Raw genomic sequence first — 13,998 nt, 5'->3', positions numbered from 1 at the left:
ACCGCGCGAACCGGCTCTTGGCGCGCGTACCCGGCACGCGGCGGTGAAAACGTCGCCGCGCCCCGGGCGGTGCCGGGGCAACGGGCTACCGCGTCATTCGGCCGACCGGCGACAAAGCGCTACCTGGTCGGTTCACTCACGAGTCGGCCAGTAGCTGGCAGCGTGCCGGCCCTGCGGCACATAGGTGTTCTCGTCGTCGACTTCCGTGACACCCAGGTGCAGCAGTAGCAGCACCGTCACCAGGCTGATGCTCACGATCAGCGGGGTGAGCAACTGCGTCGCGCCGGCCCCGGAAGGTGCGTGCATGTGCTCGGCTTCGTGCACGTGCATCGCGAGCATGCCCGTGTAGTGCATGCCGGACACCGCGACACCCATGACCGCCGCCGCGCCGACGGTGACGAGCGTGCTGCGGGTGTGCAGTGTGAACCACAACGCGGCGGTCGCCGCGACGACGGCGATCACCATGGACAACGCGACGATCCGTCCGTCGTAGCCGATCATCGCGTCGGATTTCATGGCGTACATGCCCGCGTAGTGCATCGCGCCGACGCCAAGACCGGTCACCCCGCCGCCGGCCAGCAGTCCCACTGGTCCCAGCGCTCGCTGGTGTGCGATGCGCAGTCCTATCCAAACCACAGCCATGGCGATCACGGCGCTGAGCAGGGTGATCGGAACGTCGTACCGGATCGTCGCCCCCTCGATGGCGAAGCCGAGCATCGCGATGAAGTGCATGACCCAGATGCCGGTGCCGCCGATCGCGACCGCCGCGGCGATCAGCCAGCCGTCGCGTGCGGACCCGGTACGAGATCTGGCTACGCATCGAAGTCCCAGCAATGATCCGGTGAACGACATGACGTAGGCGACGATGGGCGTAAGCCATCCGTGACTGAAGTGGTCGATTTCCAGCACGCGACACTCCCTCGCTGGATAGATTCGAGCCATCGGCGACGCGAAGCCCGGATCTCACATAGTGAAACTGCAGGTAGATAGTTTAGAGTACTACTATCCTCTTTATAAACATAGGATGAGTTCCAAATAGCGGGAAGTGCGCTGGTAGGCCAGCGAAGCGAAGGGGCTGCGGCCCACAGCGCCACCTCCGCGCGTAAGGGCGCTCGACAGCTAGTATCTGGCTTCCACGTGACGGCAGCACGACCCGTATCCCACTCACCGGACCCGTGGCCGCCGGTACCGGTCATCCGGCATCCGACATCCGGCATCCGGCATCCGGCATCCGGCATCCGGCATCCGGCATCCGGCATCCGGCATCCGGGCGGTAGCCGAACTTCGAAGTGCCGCATCGGTCAACCGGACCCCTGGTCGGATGCACGTGCGAATGCGATTTCGGCACGGCGGCCGAACCTTTCGGAAGCCGAGCACGGGCACAATCACAGTTAACGCCCAAGTCCGGACGCGACGGCCGGCCTCCGTCCCCCGATGACCCACTCCGGCAGAGACTTTCCACGCCCTCGTATCCCCTGGGATCGTCGTGGCGAGGCCAGCATGAACACGACGATCGGGAACGCCGATTCCGGCGCTGCCGCGGCGGCGCAACGGAGCGAGGCCGGTCGGCGAGCACGCCCAATCGCGACTTCTGGCGAACTTTCAGCGTTTCTCCGTATATCTCACCTGGGTAACAGCGTATGGTCGCGCTATGCCGACAGCGACGTCGATCGACACCGGAGCCGAACACCTCGCCTGCTGGGTCACCGTCGTGGGGGAACGTCTACACCAGTTGCCGACAGCAAACCCGCATATCCTGCTCGCCCACGCGATGAGCGGGTTCCTCGCGATCGGACGGGCGAGCATGGCCCTGCTGACCACCTCCGCCAATCCGACCGACATCCGAGACCACGATCTCGTCTTCGAGATCACGGCCGACGCCGAACGCTGGCTCACCGACGCGGCGACCGAACCGATCGTCAACCAGGTCACCGACCGCGGCGAGCACATTCAGCGCTATCTCAGTCCCGCCGCGCTCGACACCGTTGCGAAAGCACGCCTGCGACGCTGCGCGCAGGCTACCGCGATCCATACCCGCGATCTGCTGACCGGGATCGACGCCGACCCGGCCGCGTCGGAGGAGATCCGCGATCTCGCCCGTGATCTCGCCGCGCGAGCGAACGTCATCGCCACCGTCTACGCCGACGACCCGCAGCAGCTGCTTTCGATGGCCCGGCAGGCGACTCGGTAGCCGACCGCTCCAGGAGGTCGGCGAGTACGGGTCACGCCCGGTACTCGGGTGCGGTACGCGATTAGCGGCGCGTTCACATCGAGGCCGCGATGATCGACAATGGTGACATGGCGACGGTGCTGCTCGGCGGCGACGTCATGCTGGGCCGGGGTGTCGACCAGATCCTGCCGCATCCCGGCGACCCGAGGCTGCGCGAACGGTACGTCAACGACGCACGAACCTACGTGGAGCTGGCCGAGCGCGCGCACGGCGAGTTCACTCATCCGGTCGGATACCGGCACTTGTGGGGTGATGTGCTGCCGCTGCTCGCCCAGCTCGATCCCGAGGTTCGGTTGCTCAACCTGGAGACGTCGATCACCGCCGACGGCGCGTTCGCTCCCGCGAAGGGCATTCATTACCGGATGCATCCGGACAACGTGCCCGCGTTGACCGCGATCGCACCGGTGGTCTGCGCGCTGGCCAACAATCACGTGCTCGATTTCGGAATTCCCGGGCTCGCCGACACCCTCGAAGCGCTCGACGCCGCGCATATCGACCGCGCCGGCGCGGGGGCCGACCTCGCGGGCGCGCGTGCCCCCGCCACGGTGGAACTCGCCGACGGCCGCCGCGTGGTGATCGTGTCGGTCGCCGCCGGATCCAGCGGTGTTCCGGAATCCTGGTCGGCACGGCGCGACCGGCCGGGCCTGTGGCGAGTGGGCTACTCCCCCGGCGCCACGGCGGCCGATGATGTCGCCGCCGAGGTGGCGGCGCACAAGCGGGACAACGACATCGGCATCGTTTCCGTGCATTGGGGGCCGAACTGGGGCTACGACGTGACGCGAACCGAAACACAGTTCGCACACCGATTGATCGACGCCGGAGTCGACGTGGTGCACGGGCACTCCGCGCATCATCCGCGTCCGATCGAGATCTACCGTGGCAAACCGATCCTCTACGGGTGCGGCGACGTCATCGACGACTACGAAGGCATCCGCGGCCACGAGCGGTACCACACCGATCTGCATCCGCTGTATCTCGTGGCGGTGGACCACGGTTCGGCGGAGGTCCGGCTGATTCCACTGCAGGTGCGGCACATGCGCCTGGAATGGGCCCCGCGCACCGAATCCCGTTGGCTCTGCGCCAAAATCGAAGACATCAGCCGCGGTTTCGGCACCCGCGTCGCGCCCGGAACCGACGACCTCCCCGTGGTGTTCAGTGGCGCACGACGGTGAGATGGCGCAGGAACCACGCTACCGCCGAGTCGGCGACTTGTTCGAGCGCACCGGGTTCCTCGAACAGGTGTGTCGCGCCGGGAACGATGTCCAGCTCACTCGGGCACGGCATCCGTAACTGCGCCTCCCGATTCATCTCCAGCACCCATCGATCGTTGCCACCCACGATGAGCAGTGTCGGTGCGCGGACCGAGCCCAACCGCGAACCGGCCAGATCCGGACGACCGCCACGGGAGACGACCGCCGCGATCTCGGTGCCCGGTTCGGTCGCCGCCCACAGTGCCGCGCCCGCGCCGGTGCTCGCCCCGAAATATCCGGTCGGCAGGCCACCGAGCTCCGGCCGCGTCCGCAGCCAGTGCGTCACCTCGACCAGCCGGTGAGCGAGCAACTCGATGTCGAACACGCGGGCGCGGTCGCCTTCCTCCTCGACGGTCAGCAGATCCACCAGCATCGTCGCGAATCCCGCCTGGTTGAGGACCTCGGCGACGAACCGGTTGCGCGGACTGCGCCTGCCGCTGCCGCTGCCATGGGCGAAGGCGATCAGCGCGGTGCGCTCCGGCGGCACAGCCAGCACCCCGGCCAGTCGGGTGGACTCCGACGGCACGATGACCTCTTCTGTCCGCGTCGGGGACGGGTGTGCGGACGGCATCGAACACCTCCTGTTATCCGGGGTACCCGATCGAGTCGGTCGCACGCAAGGGGGGAAGGTCCTTCGTCCGCACAATGGGCGTGGCGCCGTCAGCGGAACGTCGCGCCGAGGTACTCGGTCAGATCGTCGATCGCGGACGCCCACCCCGCGTAACCGAGGTATCCGTCGGGACGCACGACATACGCGGCTGCGCCGGTGGCGCCGTAGGCCTTCGCGAAATCGGCGTCACGGTCGCGGACGACCGGCAGCAGCGTATCGCCGACCCGCACTCCGGGTGCGGCGAGCAGGTACACGTCCAGGCGCCGGTGCGCTCGGCGGCGCGCCGCTGCGGCAAGATCGGCCAGCGCCCCGATTTCGGTCCCGGCGCTGTCGTCGGCGTAGAGCAGGAGGGTGTGATCGGTCCGTCCGAACAGCGCGAACAGGCGGATCGGAAAGGTGACCGCGCCGCGGACCAACCCGGCGGCGTCGGGAGCGCGCACTCCCGCCCGCAGACCCGGCCAGCGGTGGGCCGCGCGCGCGACGATCGGGCTGTCGCGGTAGTCGATCAGCAGTTGCGCCTCACGCCGGATGACGAAATCCAGGTCCGACTCCCCGGCCCCGATACCCTCCCGCGCACTGCGCACGGTGCGTCCGACCACTTCTTCGCCGACCGGCCTGCGCTCGGCGTCGTAGCTGACAGGCAGTTTCGGTGCACTGTCGCCGTTGACCGCCAGCGCGAGCTTCCACGCGAGATTGTGCGCGTCCTGAATGCCCGTGTTCATCCCCTGCGCGCCGGTGGGCGGATGAATATGCGCTGCGTCGCCTGCCACGAAAACCCGTCCGCGCGCGTAGGCATCGACGATGCGGTGACTGATCCGGAAGACCGACGACCATCGCAGTTTCGACGCGGTGACCGGCTCGGGAGCGAGGCGGTCGAGGACGGCTTGGATATGGTGCAACCGCGGCGTGGGGCCGCCTTCGAATCCGTGCACGAGTTGGTCGGGGTTGGGCGTTTCCGCCGTGGTGAGTTCGTCGGGGACCAGCATCGACACTCGGTACCGGCCGCGTCCCGGCAACGGTATGCACACCAGCACGTCATCGGTGACGCCTTCGGTGCGGTGCGTCGAGCGGATGACGTAGCCGCGGGGCAGCGACCAGTCGAGTTCGACATCGCCGAGCATGTATTGCTCGGCGAACGCCGCTCCCCCGAAGGACAGGCCCAGCCGCTTGCGGACGATGCTGTGCGCTCCGTCGCAGCCGATCAGGAACTGCGCGTCGACGGTGTGTTCGCCGTCGGCGTCGACGAGCACCGCGCGCACGCCGCTGTCGTCCTGCTCGAAGGTCGTCAGCCAGGTGGCGCGTTCGATCCGGGTGCCCGTCTCGGCCAATCGCTCCCGCAGGATTCGCTCGGTCACGTATTGCGGCAGCCCGATGAACCCGTAGGGGACGTCCGCGGGCAGCGTGAGTTCCGTCCTGGCCACCTCGGCGCCGTTCACGTACACCAGCTGGCCACGCAACTGGAGGGATGCGTCGAGCATCCGGCGCAGGACACCCAACCCTTCGAACACCTCGAGCGTTCGCGGTTGGATGCCCACGGCCTTCGCGTATCGGGGCGGCTCGGGCAGCGCGTCCACGATTCGGCAGGCGACACCGCGCCGGGCCAACTCGATTGCCGCGGTCAACCCGACCGGCCCAGCACCGGCAATGAGTACCTCTGTGCCGACCATGCGTTACCGCCTCGGACTGCGTACTCACACAGTGATTCGGGCGAGTCTACTCGGCCCCGCGGGGGTTGACGGTCAGTCCGCGTCTTCGGATTCGGCGGACGGCTTCGACGTGACGACGTTGATCCGCAACGGGAGGCGGAACAGGTTGCCCGATCGGTTGCGGACCCACTGGGTGACGGCGGCGACCGCCGAGCCCAGCGAAGTCACGCCCGCGAGCAGCGCCCACGGCGTGAGCGTCGCGGACGTGTAGGCGACCTGCCCGATACCGGGCACGACGAGTTTGCCGTTGCCGAACGCCCAGTTCATCAACGATCCGATCTGCCCGCCCAGATCCGTCTTGCGTCCGACCATCGCCTTCAGCTCGGGGCCCTTGCTGTTGATGTAGAGCACCGTGAACACCACGAACAATGCGGCGACCAACGTGGCCAGCGTCGCCAGCCGATTGAGCGCCTCGATACGAAGGCGCAGGTTCACCACGATCGCGAAAAGCGCGATGACGATAGCGGCACAGGCGAGCAACGCCCAGAAGCCGGTGATCCGGGCGCCGGGAGGCGCCGATCGCGACCAGACGTTGAGGAACCGCGTGGTGATCTCCATCCGGCCGAACGCGTTGGTGCTGACCTTGCCATCGGCGCCCGCGGCGGTGAGCCATGGCTGGAACAGCAGCACGAGCGTCACCAGGCTTCCGACCGCGGCCCACACATAGCCCCAATATCCGCGCAGCGCGGCCAGAATTGCCTTCGCCGGCACGACGGCGCCGCTTCCCGCCCGGTCCTGCCGGGCGGACCGGTCGTCTCGCGTTTCGTCCGACTGCCAGGGCGTTGGCTGCACCATTACCTCAGTTTAGGGTCGCAGCGCCGACCGAATTCGGGCCCAACTCACCAACAGTGGGAAGTCTTCATGCGGATGCGGCGGCGCGGCCCAACAGGCGGCCCCACCCCGCTTCCAGGGCGTAACGATCACCGTTACCGAACGGCTCTCCCTCGCGCCGAACCAATCCGCACAGCGCCTGCCGTGGCAACGCATCGGGCCGACGGCTATCACTCCACGACACGATCGGAGATAGCCAGATCTCCATTGGGCAAAGGAGAGTCGAACACATATCGAAGCACGTAATTCCGGTGATTGTGGGCAAAAAGAATCCGCCGGTAGGTTTTTCGCCCGGGTTGGCTGCCACTACCCCGAAAAAAGCGCCATCGGTGATCGTCCTGTTACGTAAAGCCGGGGAACTTGACGTTTCCTTGCCTGGTGCTCACCGGACTATGGGTGAAGCATGAATCTCGTGAGTCAGAGTTAAGTTTCACTCGAGTCAAAGGATGCACAATGTCGACCAAAATCACGAAAATCGTCGCAGCGACCGCAATGGCCGTCTCCTTCGGCGTCATCGCGGCTCCCGCCGCTACCGCCGAAACGACGCCGTCCGGCGCCGCGACGCCGGTTTTCGGCTCGGTAGTCTTCTGCATACCGCTCGGCAGCGCCGTCTGGTGCATCTGAGAGCGCCTGTTGTGCGGCCCCGCCGCGTTCCGGCGGAGCCGCGCTTCTCGGCTGGAAGTTTTCTCCAGCTCCAATGATCGGCGGTGTGCGAGGCATTCCGCCCGGTGTCACGCGAACCGACATGAGGAAGGCAGATCGCCGCAGCTGCCGCCGCACGTGGATCGACCGTCGCGGCGGCACTGTCACGATCGGACCTGCTTTGTGCCGCACCCGCGATCGCCGGTCGTCCACTGAGGCGCGATGCGGGGGGCAAGCCTCGGCGACTCGGCGCCGAAAGCAACTCTTGACTTCAGGTCGACCTCAACTCGCAAGCTGAGCGCAGCACGAGGAGAGGTGACCATGACAACGTTCGGAGCAAAGCAGAGCCGCGGCTACGACCAGCGGGCTTCCCGGCTGCTCGGGGGCCTGTACCGCCGGATCGCCGCGGACGTCGACGCAATCGCGCAATCGGGGGCGTGCGTGCTCGACGTGGGAACCGGGCCGGGGGAACTATTGGCGCAGTTGGGTTCTCGGCGGCCGGATCTGCGGCTGCACGGCATCGACCTATCCCCGCACATGATCGACCTCGCCGCCGCGAAGCTGTCCGGCGGCGCGGTGGAACTGTCGGTCGGTGACGTGGCCGCGCTTCCCTACCCCGACGACAGCTTCGATCTGGTCGTTTCGAGCCTGAGCATGCACGAGTGGCCGGAGGTCGACCGCGCGATAGCCGAGCTGGCGCGGGTATCGAGACCCGGCGGCGCCGTGGCAATCTACGACTTCCGTTTCCTGCGCTCGGCGGCCGCGCTCAGCGCGTTGCGCCGTTCGTTCGAGGCGGCGACCGTGCGGCGGGAAGCGGTACGTCCGCGGCGTCAGCCCATCGGGCTGTACACGCGGCTCACCGCCCGCGCCGCCTAGAGTGCGGATATGGCGGGCGACGACATGCCGATCGGTGAACTCGCGGCGCGGTTCGGTCTGGCCACCCATGTGCTGCGGCACTGGGAGGATGCCGGATTGCTCGCGCCGCGGCGGGACGGGGCGGGCCGTCGCCGCTACCGCGACGACGATGCGGAAACCGTGGCGATGATCCTGATCGGCAAGCAGGCGGGTTTGTCGCTGGAGGAACTCGCCACGCTCTTCGCCGAGGCGTCCGACCGCTCCGCTCGCCGCGACTTGCTGCTTGCCCACCGCGACCAGCTCGTCAGCCGGATCGCGCAGTCCACCGCGGCGCTGGAGACCATTACGCACGCTCTCGACTGCGCCGCCGCGGACTTCCGTGAGTGCCCGCACTTCCAGGCCAAGGTCGCCGACGCGCTCGCGCTGGTCACGAACCGGTCAAGGCCATGAGGTAAATCGTTATGGCGCACGGAATTCCGTCCTGACGGCGCAGTTTGCCGCCGTGCGGGCCCGGCGCGGTGAATCGGCGGCGACAGGGGGTGCTGCGCCGCTTTTCTGGGATTAGGATCGAGTCCTGCGAACTCGGACACAGCAGCCAGTAACACTTCGACTCGATAGAGGTGCCCCGTGAGCAGGACGATTCGAATTCCCGCGGTGGAACTCGCCGATCATGTCGGCGAATCCATCGTCGGGTACGGCACCCTCACCCAAGCAGGAGTGGTCCAGCCGGGCGGCGACCTCGTGGTCGCGGTCTTCGGCGTCGAGACCAATCGGCGCGAAAAGTCTTTCACGCCGGGTCAATTGGTCGAATTGGAGGTTACCGACTGACCGCGGCGGCCGGATTCGGATGCGCCGGCCGACCGATTCAACCGATCAGCGCATTCATGATCGTCCCCGCGCTGGTGGCGATGACGCCGCCGAGCATTCCGCCCGCGACCATTTTCGCCGACGCGAGCGGACCGCCGTTCCATTTTTCCCAGGCGAATCTTCCACCCGCATAGGCGATTCCGGTGACTCCGGAGAGAATCACGAACCACGTGAAATACCGGAACAGCTGGAGAATTTTTTCCGAGTTCGGGGGGGCTTCGGGGACCGGGTCGTCCACCTGAGCCAGAAGAAATGCTTCGACTGCCGTATGGATCGTCATTGATCTGTCTCCGTCGCGTTTCCGCAGGACAAGTTATACGCAATCGCTATGACGTTCGAAGTATCGCGATCCCCGAGGCTCGCGTCAACCCCTCACCGGGCCGAGGCCACCGCAACACCGGTGTTCCCGCGCGCGAAGCGCGTGTCGAACCGCCGTGGACGGGTAGTGCGTGCATGTGAGCTACGACGGTGACGGCACGGCGGGCGGTGACCTCGACCCGGTAGCCGCGCGGGCGGTGATCGAACAAGCCAAAGGCGCGGTCATGCTGGTCTATGGCCTCGACGCCGACGAAGCGTTCGCCATCCTGCGCGTGCGGTCGCAGGAAACCAACACCAAATTGCGCGTTCTCGCCGCCAATGTGGCAGCCGAGCTACCGTCGGTCGGCATGCCCGCCGTGACCAGCGAACTGCGCAGCCGGGTCGACCGGCTGCTGTCGACCGCGCACGAGCACGGCCGTTGAGCGCCGCTGCGGCCTATCGCTTCTGGGCGACGGCGAAGACTCGCCGGAAGGGCAGCCAAGTGGTGCCGTCGGCGCGTCGAGGGTAGGCGTTGCGCAACAGTGGGGCGAGTTGCGCTGTGAATTCCTGCCACTGCGCGTCGTCGAGGGCCCCGCGCACGGGCCGCAACGCCGTGCCGGTGACCCACTCGAGCACCGGATCTTCTCCGCTCAAGCGTTGCAGGTACGTCGTCTCCCAGGCATCGACCGCCCCGCCCGTGGCGGCGAGCAGGTCGGCGTATCCGGCGGGATCGAGCACCGCCCTCGGCTCGAGGATGCCCGCTCGTCCGAGGCTGTCGCGCCAATCGTCGCGAGCGGCCACCTGGCGGATCGCCCGGTGCGAGGCCGCGTCGAAATTTCCGGGCACCTGCACGGCCAGAAACGCGCCCGTTGGAAGCTCTCGCATCCACCGAGCCAGCAAGTCCGGATGCCCTGGCACCCATTGGAGGACGGCGTTGCAGACCACGACATCGGTCTCCGCGCTCGGCTGCCATTCCTGTACCGTCCCGAGCGTCGCATCGATGCCACGATCTCGCGCGGCCGCGACCATCTCCGGCGACGAGTCGAGCGCTCGCACGATCGCGCCCGGCCAGCGCCGCGCGAGGACCGCCGTGAGATGCCCGGGACCGCAGCCCAGGTCCACCACCACCCGCGGTTCGGCCGCGGCGACCCGGCTCAGCAGGTCGAAGAACGGGCGGGACCGGTGATCGTCGAAGGCGAGGTACTGCTGGGGATCCCACATAGGCCACTCCGAGGCTCGCTACCAAACCGTACGTACGTACTGTACGCCTGCCTCGCGCTCAGAAGAAGGTCCCCGAGAACGGCAACGAGTCGGTGGCGAACAGCGCGTCCGCGTCCGCGACCGCACCGGGACGATGTTCGTCGACACGACCCGCGAAAGCCAGTTCGCGCCATGTCGTTCCGCCCAGATAGACCGCCGCGAGATCGGAGATACTCGTGGTGAGATCCGGGTTCTCCCGAACTCGTCGCACGCCGTCGACAGCGATCCGGTAGCGGCCGGAGTTCGCCGTCAGGATCGGGTCCCGCACCTCCACCACGACCGCGGCGGCCTGGCGATAGGTGCGCCGCGCCAGCGCGTGCCCGACATCGACCAGGCGCAACCAGGTCTCGTCCCTGGTCGACAGCACGCGCACCGCGCGTTCGTCGGTGAGCAGGTGGCGCAGCGGACTGTCCAGGGCGAGGAACGGGAACACGAACGTATCGACTAGGTCGATCGACATCAGCCCGCGGATCAGCCCGCGATACGCCGCGGGCGTCGTCGCGACGAAATCGTTGATCACCACCTGTTTTTCCGGCCGGGACAACCAGCTCCTCGGATCGACCGGCTGGTAGCGGACGAACCCGTCCTCGGCGCCGGCCGGGCCGTGGACCAGACAGTAGTTCGGCTCCGTGCTCAGCGATTCCTGCAACCGCCACCAGTATTCGGGCCGATCGACAGCGCCGGTCCAGGCGACGTCGGCCGTCGCGTAGATCTGCGGCAACAGTTTCCACGCCGCGGCGCCGTCGATGAAACGCACCGGACCGGACGCCGCCACCGTGTCGCGCAGCCGGGCCCGACGGCGCTGCAACTCCACCCGCGCGAACGAGCTGGCGATGCCGTAGCCGAACCGTTCGTAGATCGCGCCCTCCGACGCGCGCAACGTGGCGACCGCTTCGCCGCGTTCGGCGATGTCGGCGAGCTGACGGTGCAACAACGCGGTGAGCGCCCCGCGGCGCGTGTGGGTCGGCAGCACTCCGACGTGGGTGACCGCCGCGTGCGGCAGGCGCGCGCCGCCGGGGACGACCAGCCTGCTGGTGTACGACTCCGCGGTGCCGATCAGTTCGCCATCGATGTAGGCGCCGAGCGTGCGACCGGGCTCCGACAGCTCCGCGGTAGGGGTCAGCGGCGGCAAGCCCACCATGGCCGTGCGGAAAAGGGCGTTGGCGGAACGGATGTCATCCTCGGCGAGGAGGGTCTGCACAGCGACGGTCACGACTCGATCCTGCCCGAGCCGCCATCGGGCGCTGACCTGCTGGCACGCCCCGGCGGAAAATCAGCCGGCATCACGGTTTCGTAACGGGCCGCGGTGGGTATCACATAGCAATGACGGATCACCGACCAACCCGCATCGCCGGTGTGGAACCGGGAACCGGCGCGCTCGCTTTGACCACGTGCCTTGCCTTTTCGATCGGCATCGCGGCGCTCACCCAATCGGCGTTCACCACGCTCGTGGCGTGTGTGAGCATCGTGGCCGGGCTCACACTCGTGCTGAACATCCTGCCGCGCAAGGCTTGACCGCGCGGACCTTGCCTCGCACGCCGAATCCTGGTGGCATCTACCCCGTATCGACGTCAATCGGGAGGCAGGCATGCTGTCGTTGCAGGAGATTTCGGATCGACTCGAGATCGAAGACCTGATGGTGCGGTATTCGCACGCGGTCGACACTCGACAGTGGGACCTGCTGGACGAGGTGTTCACCCCGGACGCGCACATCGACTACTCGGCCATGGGCGGATCGGTGGGCGATCTGGCGGCGACGAAGCAGTTCCTGGCCGCCGTCCTGCCCAACTTCCCGGCCTTCCAACACCTGATCAGCAACTCGTCCATCCGAGTCGACGGTGACACCGCCACCGGGCGGACGATGTGTCACAACCCGATGCTCGTGTCCGGCGGCGACGGACCGCCGACGATGATGCTGTGCGGTCTCTGGTACCACGACACGTTCGTCCGCGTGGACGGACAGTGGCGGATCAAGCAGCGCGTCGAGGAGAAGAGCTTCCTCTTCGTCGCGCCGTCCGCTCCCGGCATGGGCTGACGCGACGGAGGCCGCCGCTGTTCCTCAGCGCGCCGACAGCGCTGAGGGCGGGGCCTCGGACGTGTGGGCCGGTTCCTCGCGGGCGGGGCTCCCGCCGCCAACGACCTTCCGCCTGCGGGCGACCAGGAACAGCACGACCAGCGCCACACTGAACCAGACGTAGGTGTTGCCGATGAAATGCTGCCAGGGTGTCCACGCGGTCTCCCGGTGCTCGCCGTCGGGCAGCCAGTTGTGCGGGCCGATGACGAATACCGCCGCGGTCACCACGAACGTCACCCACCACCCGATCGCCCGCCTACCGGGCAGGCGGGACGCGTGACCTACCATGGCGAACAACGCGGGCGCGATCCACACCCAGTGGTGGGACCAAGAGATCGGCGAAACCAGCAGCGTGAAGACGGCGTTGAGGGACAGCGCGAGCGCGGGCAAGTCGGCGGCTCGGCGCATGGCGGTGATCACCAGCGCGAGCAGCAACGCGCCGAGGACCAACCAGATGATGGTGAACGCGGGCTCGGGCGTTTCGAAACGAGAGAACACCGCTTGAATCGACTGATTCGTGTGGAATGCCGAACCGCTCAGCCCGGACACGTTGCCCAGGCCGCCGAACCAATACTTGACGGACTCCTTCGGCAGAATCGCGAAGCCGAGCGCCGTGGCGGCCGCGCCGGTGACCGCGGCGGTCGCGGCCGCGCGGTAGTCCCGCCGGACCAGGAAGTAGAGCACGAACGCCGCGGGCGTCAGCTTGATCGCGGCGGCGACGCCGATCAGCATGCCCCGGGGCCAGCGCGACTTGTGGGTGAGGCAATCGGCGGCGACCAGGGCCATCAGCAACAGGTTGACCTGACCGAAGTCCAGCGTGGAGTGAATCGGCTCCAGCAGCAGCCCCAGCGGAGTGGCGCACGCGGTGGCCCAGACTGCCAGCCGGCGCTGCGACTCGTCCGGCCACACCCGCCGCGCCACCAGATAGAGCGTGAGGGCCAACGCGGCCACCGACGAGACGAAGAAGCTCAACGCGGCGACGTCCCAGGGCAGCATTGCGAAGGGGCCGAGCGCGAGCGCGGCGAAGGGCGGGTAGATGAACGGCAGACCCGCTCCGATGGTGGTCTGCGGCAATTGCCCGTACATGTCGGCGCCGTGCCGCATGGCGTCTACGCCGAGGCGATAGACCTGCAGGTCGATGAACCCGCCGGTGATCTTGTGGAACGGCCAGACCGGTGTCAGCAGACAGAACGCGGAGAACGCGAGTGCGAGAACCGGCGCCGGGCGCAGCACGCGCGCGAGTCGACGGTTCTGGGACATCGGCGTTCCGGCGGTGGCGGTGACACTACTCATCCGCGGCGACTATACCGACCCGGGTCCGCTCGTTCACCACATGGGAGGCAGATACGCGACTGTCGCGTGAGGGCCGCGGAAAC

General features: G+C 67.5%; 16 protein-coding genes and 1 pseudogene. 9 read left to right on the top strand and 8 right to left on the bottom strand.

The annotated features are described in order from the left end of the window. Positions 1–132: 132 nt before the first annotated feature. Complete coding sequence (locus ACIA5H_RS08975; protein WP_379253762.1) at positions 133–909, bottom strand: MHYT domain-containing protein; 777 nt, start codon at positions 907–909, stop codon at positions 133–135. A 742-nt stretch (positions 910–1,651) separates the two neighbouring features. Here ACIA5H_RS08975 and ACIA5H_RS08970 point away from each other — a divergent pair. Both ACIA5H_RS08970 and ACIA5H_RS08965 read left to right on the top strand, forming a co-directional pair. Then, positions 1,652–2,191 (top strand): hypothetical protein, encoded by a 540-nt coding sequence (locus ACIA5H_RS08970; RefSeq protein WP_355075316.1) that lies wholly within the window; start codon positions 1,652–1,654, stop codon positions 2,189–2,191. Between the two features lie 89 nt (positions 2,192–2,280). Then, positions 2,281–3,402, top strand: a complete 1,122-nt coding sequence (locus ACIA5H_RS08965; RefSeq protein WP_379253763.1) for a CapA family protein — start codon at positions 2,281–2,283, stop codon at positions 3,400–3,402. On the opposite strand, the pseudogene ACIA5H_RS08960 reads toward ACIA5H_RS08965, so the two are convergent. The 3 genes and pseudogenes from ACIA5H_RS08960 to ACIA5H_RS08950 form a co-directional block, all read right to left on the bottom strand. Next, a pseudogene (locus ACIA5H_RS08960) lies at positions 3,383–4,054 on the bottom strand (dienelactone hydrolase family protein); the annotation flags it as partial. The gene ACIA5H_RS08965 and the pseudogene ACIA5H_RS08960 sit on opposite strands and share 20 nt — an antisense overlap. 86 nt (positions 4,055–4,140) lie before the next feature. Beyond that, entirely contained in the window at positions 4,141–5,757 is a 1,617-nt protein-coding gene (locus ACIA5H_RS08955; RefSeq protein ID WP_397074971.1) for an FAD-dependent monooxygenase, read from the bottom strand. A gap of 72 nt (positions 5,758–5,829) precedes the next feature. After that, on the bottom strand, positions 5,830–6,591 hold the full coding sequence (locus ACIA5H_RS08950; protein ID WP_355075310.1) for a hypothetical protein: 762 nt from the start codon (positions 6,589–6,591) through the stop codon (positions 5,830–5,832). A 489-nt stretch (positions 6,592–7,080) separates the two neighbouring features. Here ACIA5H_RS08950 and ACIA5H_RS08945 point away from each other — a divergent pair, with 489 nt between their 5' ends. The 4 genes from ACIA5H_RS08945 (at position 7,081) to ACIA5H_RS08930 (ending at position 8,952) form a co-directional block, all read left to right on the top strand. After that, complete coding sequence (locus tag ACIA5H_RS08945; protein ID WP_355075308.1) at positions 7,081–7,251, top strand: hypothetical protein; 171 nt, start codon at positions 7,081–7,083, stop codon at positions 7,249–7,251. A gap of 339 nt (positions 7,252–7,590) precedes the next feature. After that, positions 7,591–8,145 carry a class I SAM-dependent methyltransferase gene (locus tag ACIA5H_RS08940; protein ID WP_379253765.1) on the top strand — a complete coding sequence of 185 codons (555 nt, stop codon included), beginning with the start codon at positions 7,591–7,593 and terminating at the stop codon, positions 8,143–8,145. Between the two features lie 9 nt (positions 8,146–8,154). Then, positions 8,155–8,574, top strand: coding sequence for a MerR family transcriptional regulator (locus ACIA5H_RS08935; RefSeq protein ID WP_379253766.1), 420 nt, complete (start codon positions 8,155–8,157; stop codon positions 8,572–8,574). A gap of 177 nt (positions 8,575–8,751) precedes the next feature. Further along, positions 8,752–8,952: a hypothetical protein gene (locus tag ACIA5H_RS08930; RefSeq protein ID WP_157170965.1), complete on the top strand. Its 201-nt coding sequence runs from the start codon at positions 8,752–8,754 to the stop codon at positions 8,950–8,952. A gap of 37 nt (positions 8,953–8,989) precedes the next feature. Here the strand turns inward: ACIA5H_RS08930 and ACIA5H_RS08925 are convergent, their stop codons facing one another. Then, positions 8,990–9,271 carry a hypothetical protein gene (locus tag ACIA5H_RS08925; RefSeq protein ID WP_355075301.1) on the bottom strand — a complete coding sequence of 94 codons (282 nt, stop codon included), beginning with the start codon at positions 9,269–9,271 and terminating at the stop codon, positions 8,990–8,992. Between the two features lie 175 nt (positions 9,272–9,446). On the opposite strand from ACIA5H_RS08925, the gene ACIA5H_RS08920 reads away from it, so the two are divergent. Further along, positions 9,447–9,731, top strand: coding sequence for an ANTAR domain-containing protein (locus ACIA5H_RS08920; protein ID WP_356965735.1), 285 nt, complete (start codon positions 9,447–9,449; stop codon positions 9,729–9,731). 13 nt (positions 9,732–9,744) lie between these two features. Here ACIA5H_RS08920 and ACIA5H_RS08915 read toward each other — a convergent pair whose 3' ends face one another. Together ACIA5H_RS08915 and ACIA5H_RS08910 are read right to left on the bottom strand one after the other, a co-directional pair. Then, the gene (locus tag ACIA5H_RS08915; RefSeq protein ID WP_397074966.1) at positions 9,745–10,509 is read right to left on the bottom strand and encodes a trans-aconitate 2-methyltransferase; all 765 of its coding nucleotides are present in this window, start codon (positions 10,507–10,509) and stop codon (positions 9,745–9,747) included. Between the two features lie 58 nt (positions 10,510–10,567). Next, entirely contained in the window at positions 10,568–11,761 is a 1,194-nt protein-coding gene (locus ACIA5H_RS08910; RefSeq protein WP_397074964.1) for a GNAT family N-acetyltransferase, read from the bottom strand. 110 nt (positions 11,762–11,871) lie between these two features. Between ACIA5H_RS08910 and ACIA5H_RS08905 the strand changes: the two genes are divergently transcribed. Beyond that, entirely contained in the window at positions 11,872–12,063 is a 192-nt protein-coding gene (locus ACIA5H_RS08905; protein WP_355075296.1) for a hypothetical protein, read from the top strand. A gap of 73 nt (positions 12,064–12,136) precedes the next feature. After that, positions 12,137–12,583: a nuclear transport factor 2 family protein gene (locus tag ACIA5H_RS08900; protein ID WP_356965729.1), complete on the top strand. Its 447-nt coding sequence runs from the start codon at positions 12,137–12,139 to the stop codon at positions 12,581–12,583. Between the two features lie 24 nt (positions 12,584–12,607). On the opposite strand, the gene ACIA5H_RS08895 is transcribed toward ACIA5H_RS08900, so the two are convergent. Continuing rightward, a complete protein-coding gene (locus ACIA5H_RS08895) occupies positions 12,608–13,915 on the bottom strand; it encodes a glycosyltransferase 87 family protein (RefSeq protein ID WP_397074961.1) in 1,308 nt (435 codons plus the stop codon). Between the last annotated feature and the right edge of the window lie 83 nt (positions 13,916–13,998).

Origin of the sequence: Nocardia sp. NPDC051900 (assembly GCF_044452545.1) — a bacterium.
Classification (GTDB): Bacteria; Actinomycetota; Actinomycetes; order Mycobacteriales; family Mycobacteriaceae; genus Nocardia; species Nocardia sichangensis.
The sequence above is the reverse complement of the archived record's forward strand: the minus strand, read 5'-3'. Positions and strand labels throughout refer to the sequence as shown.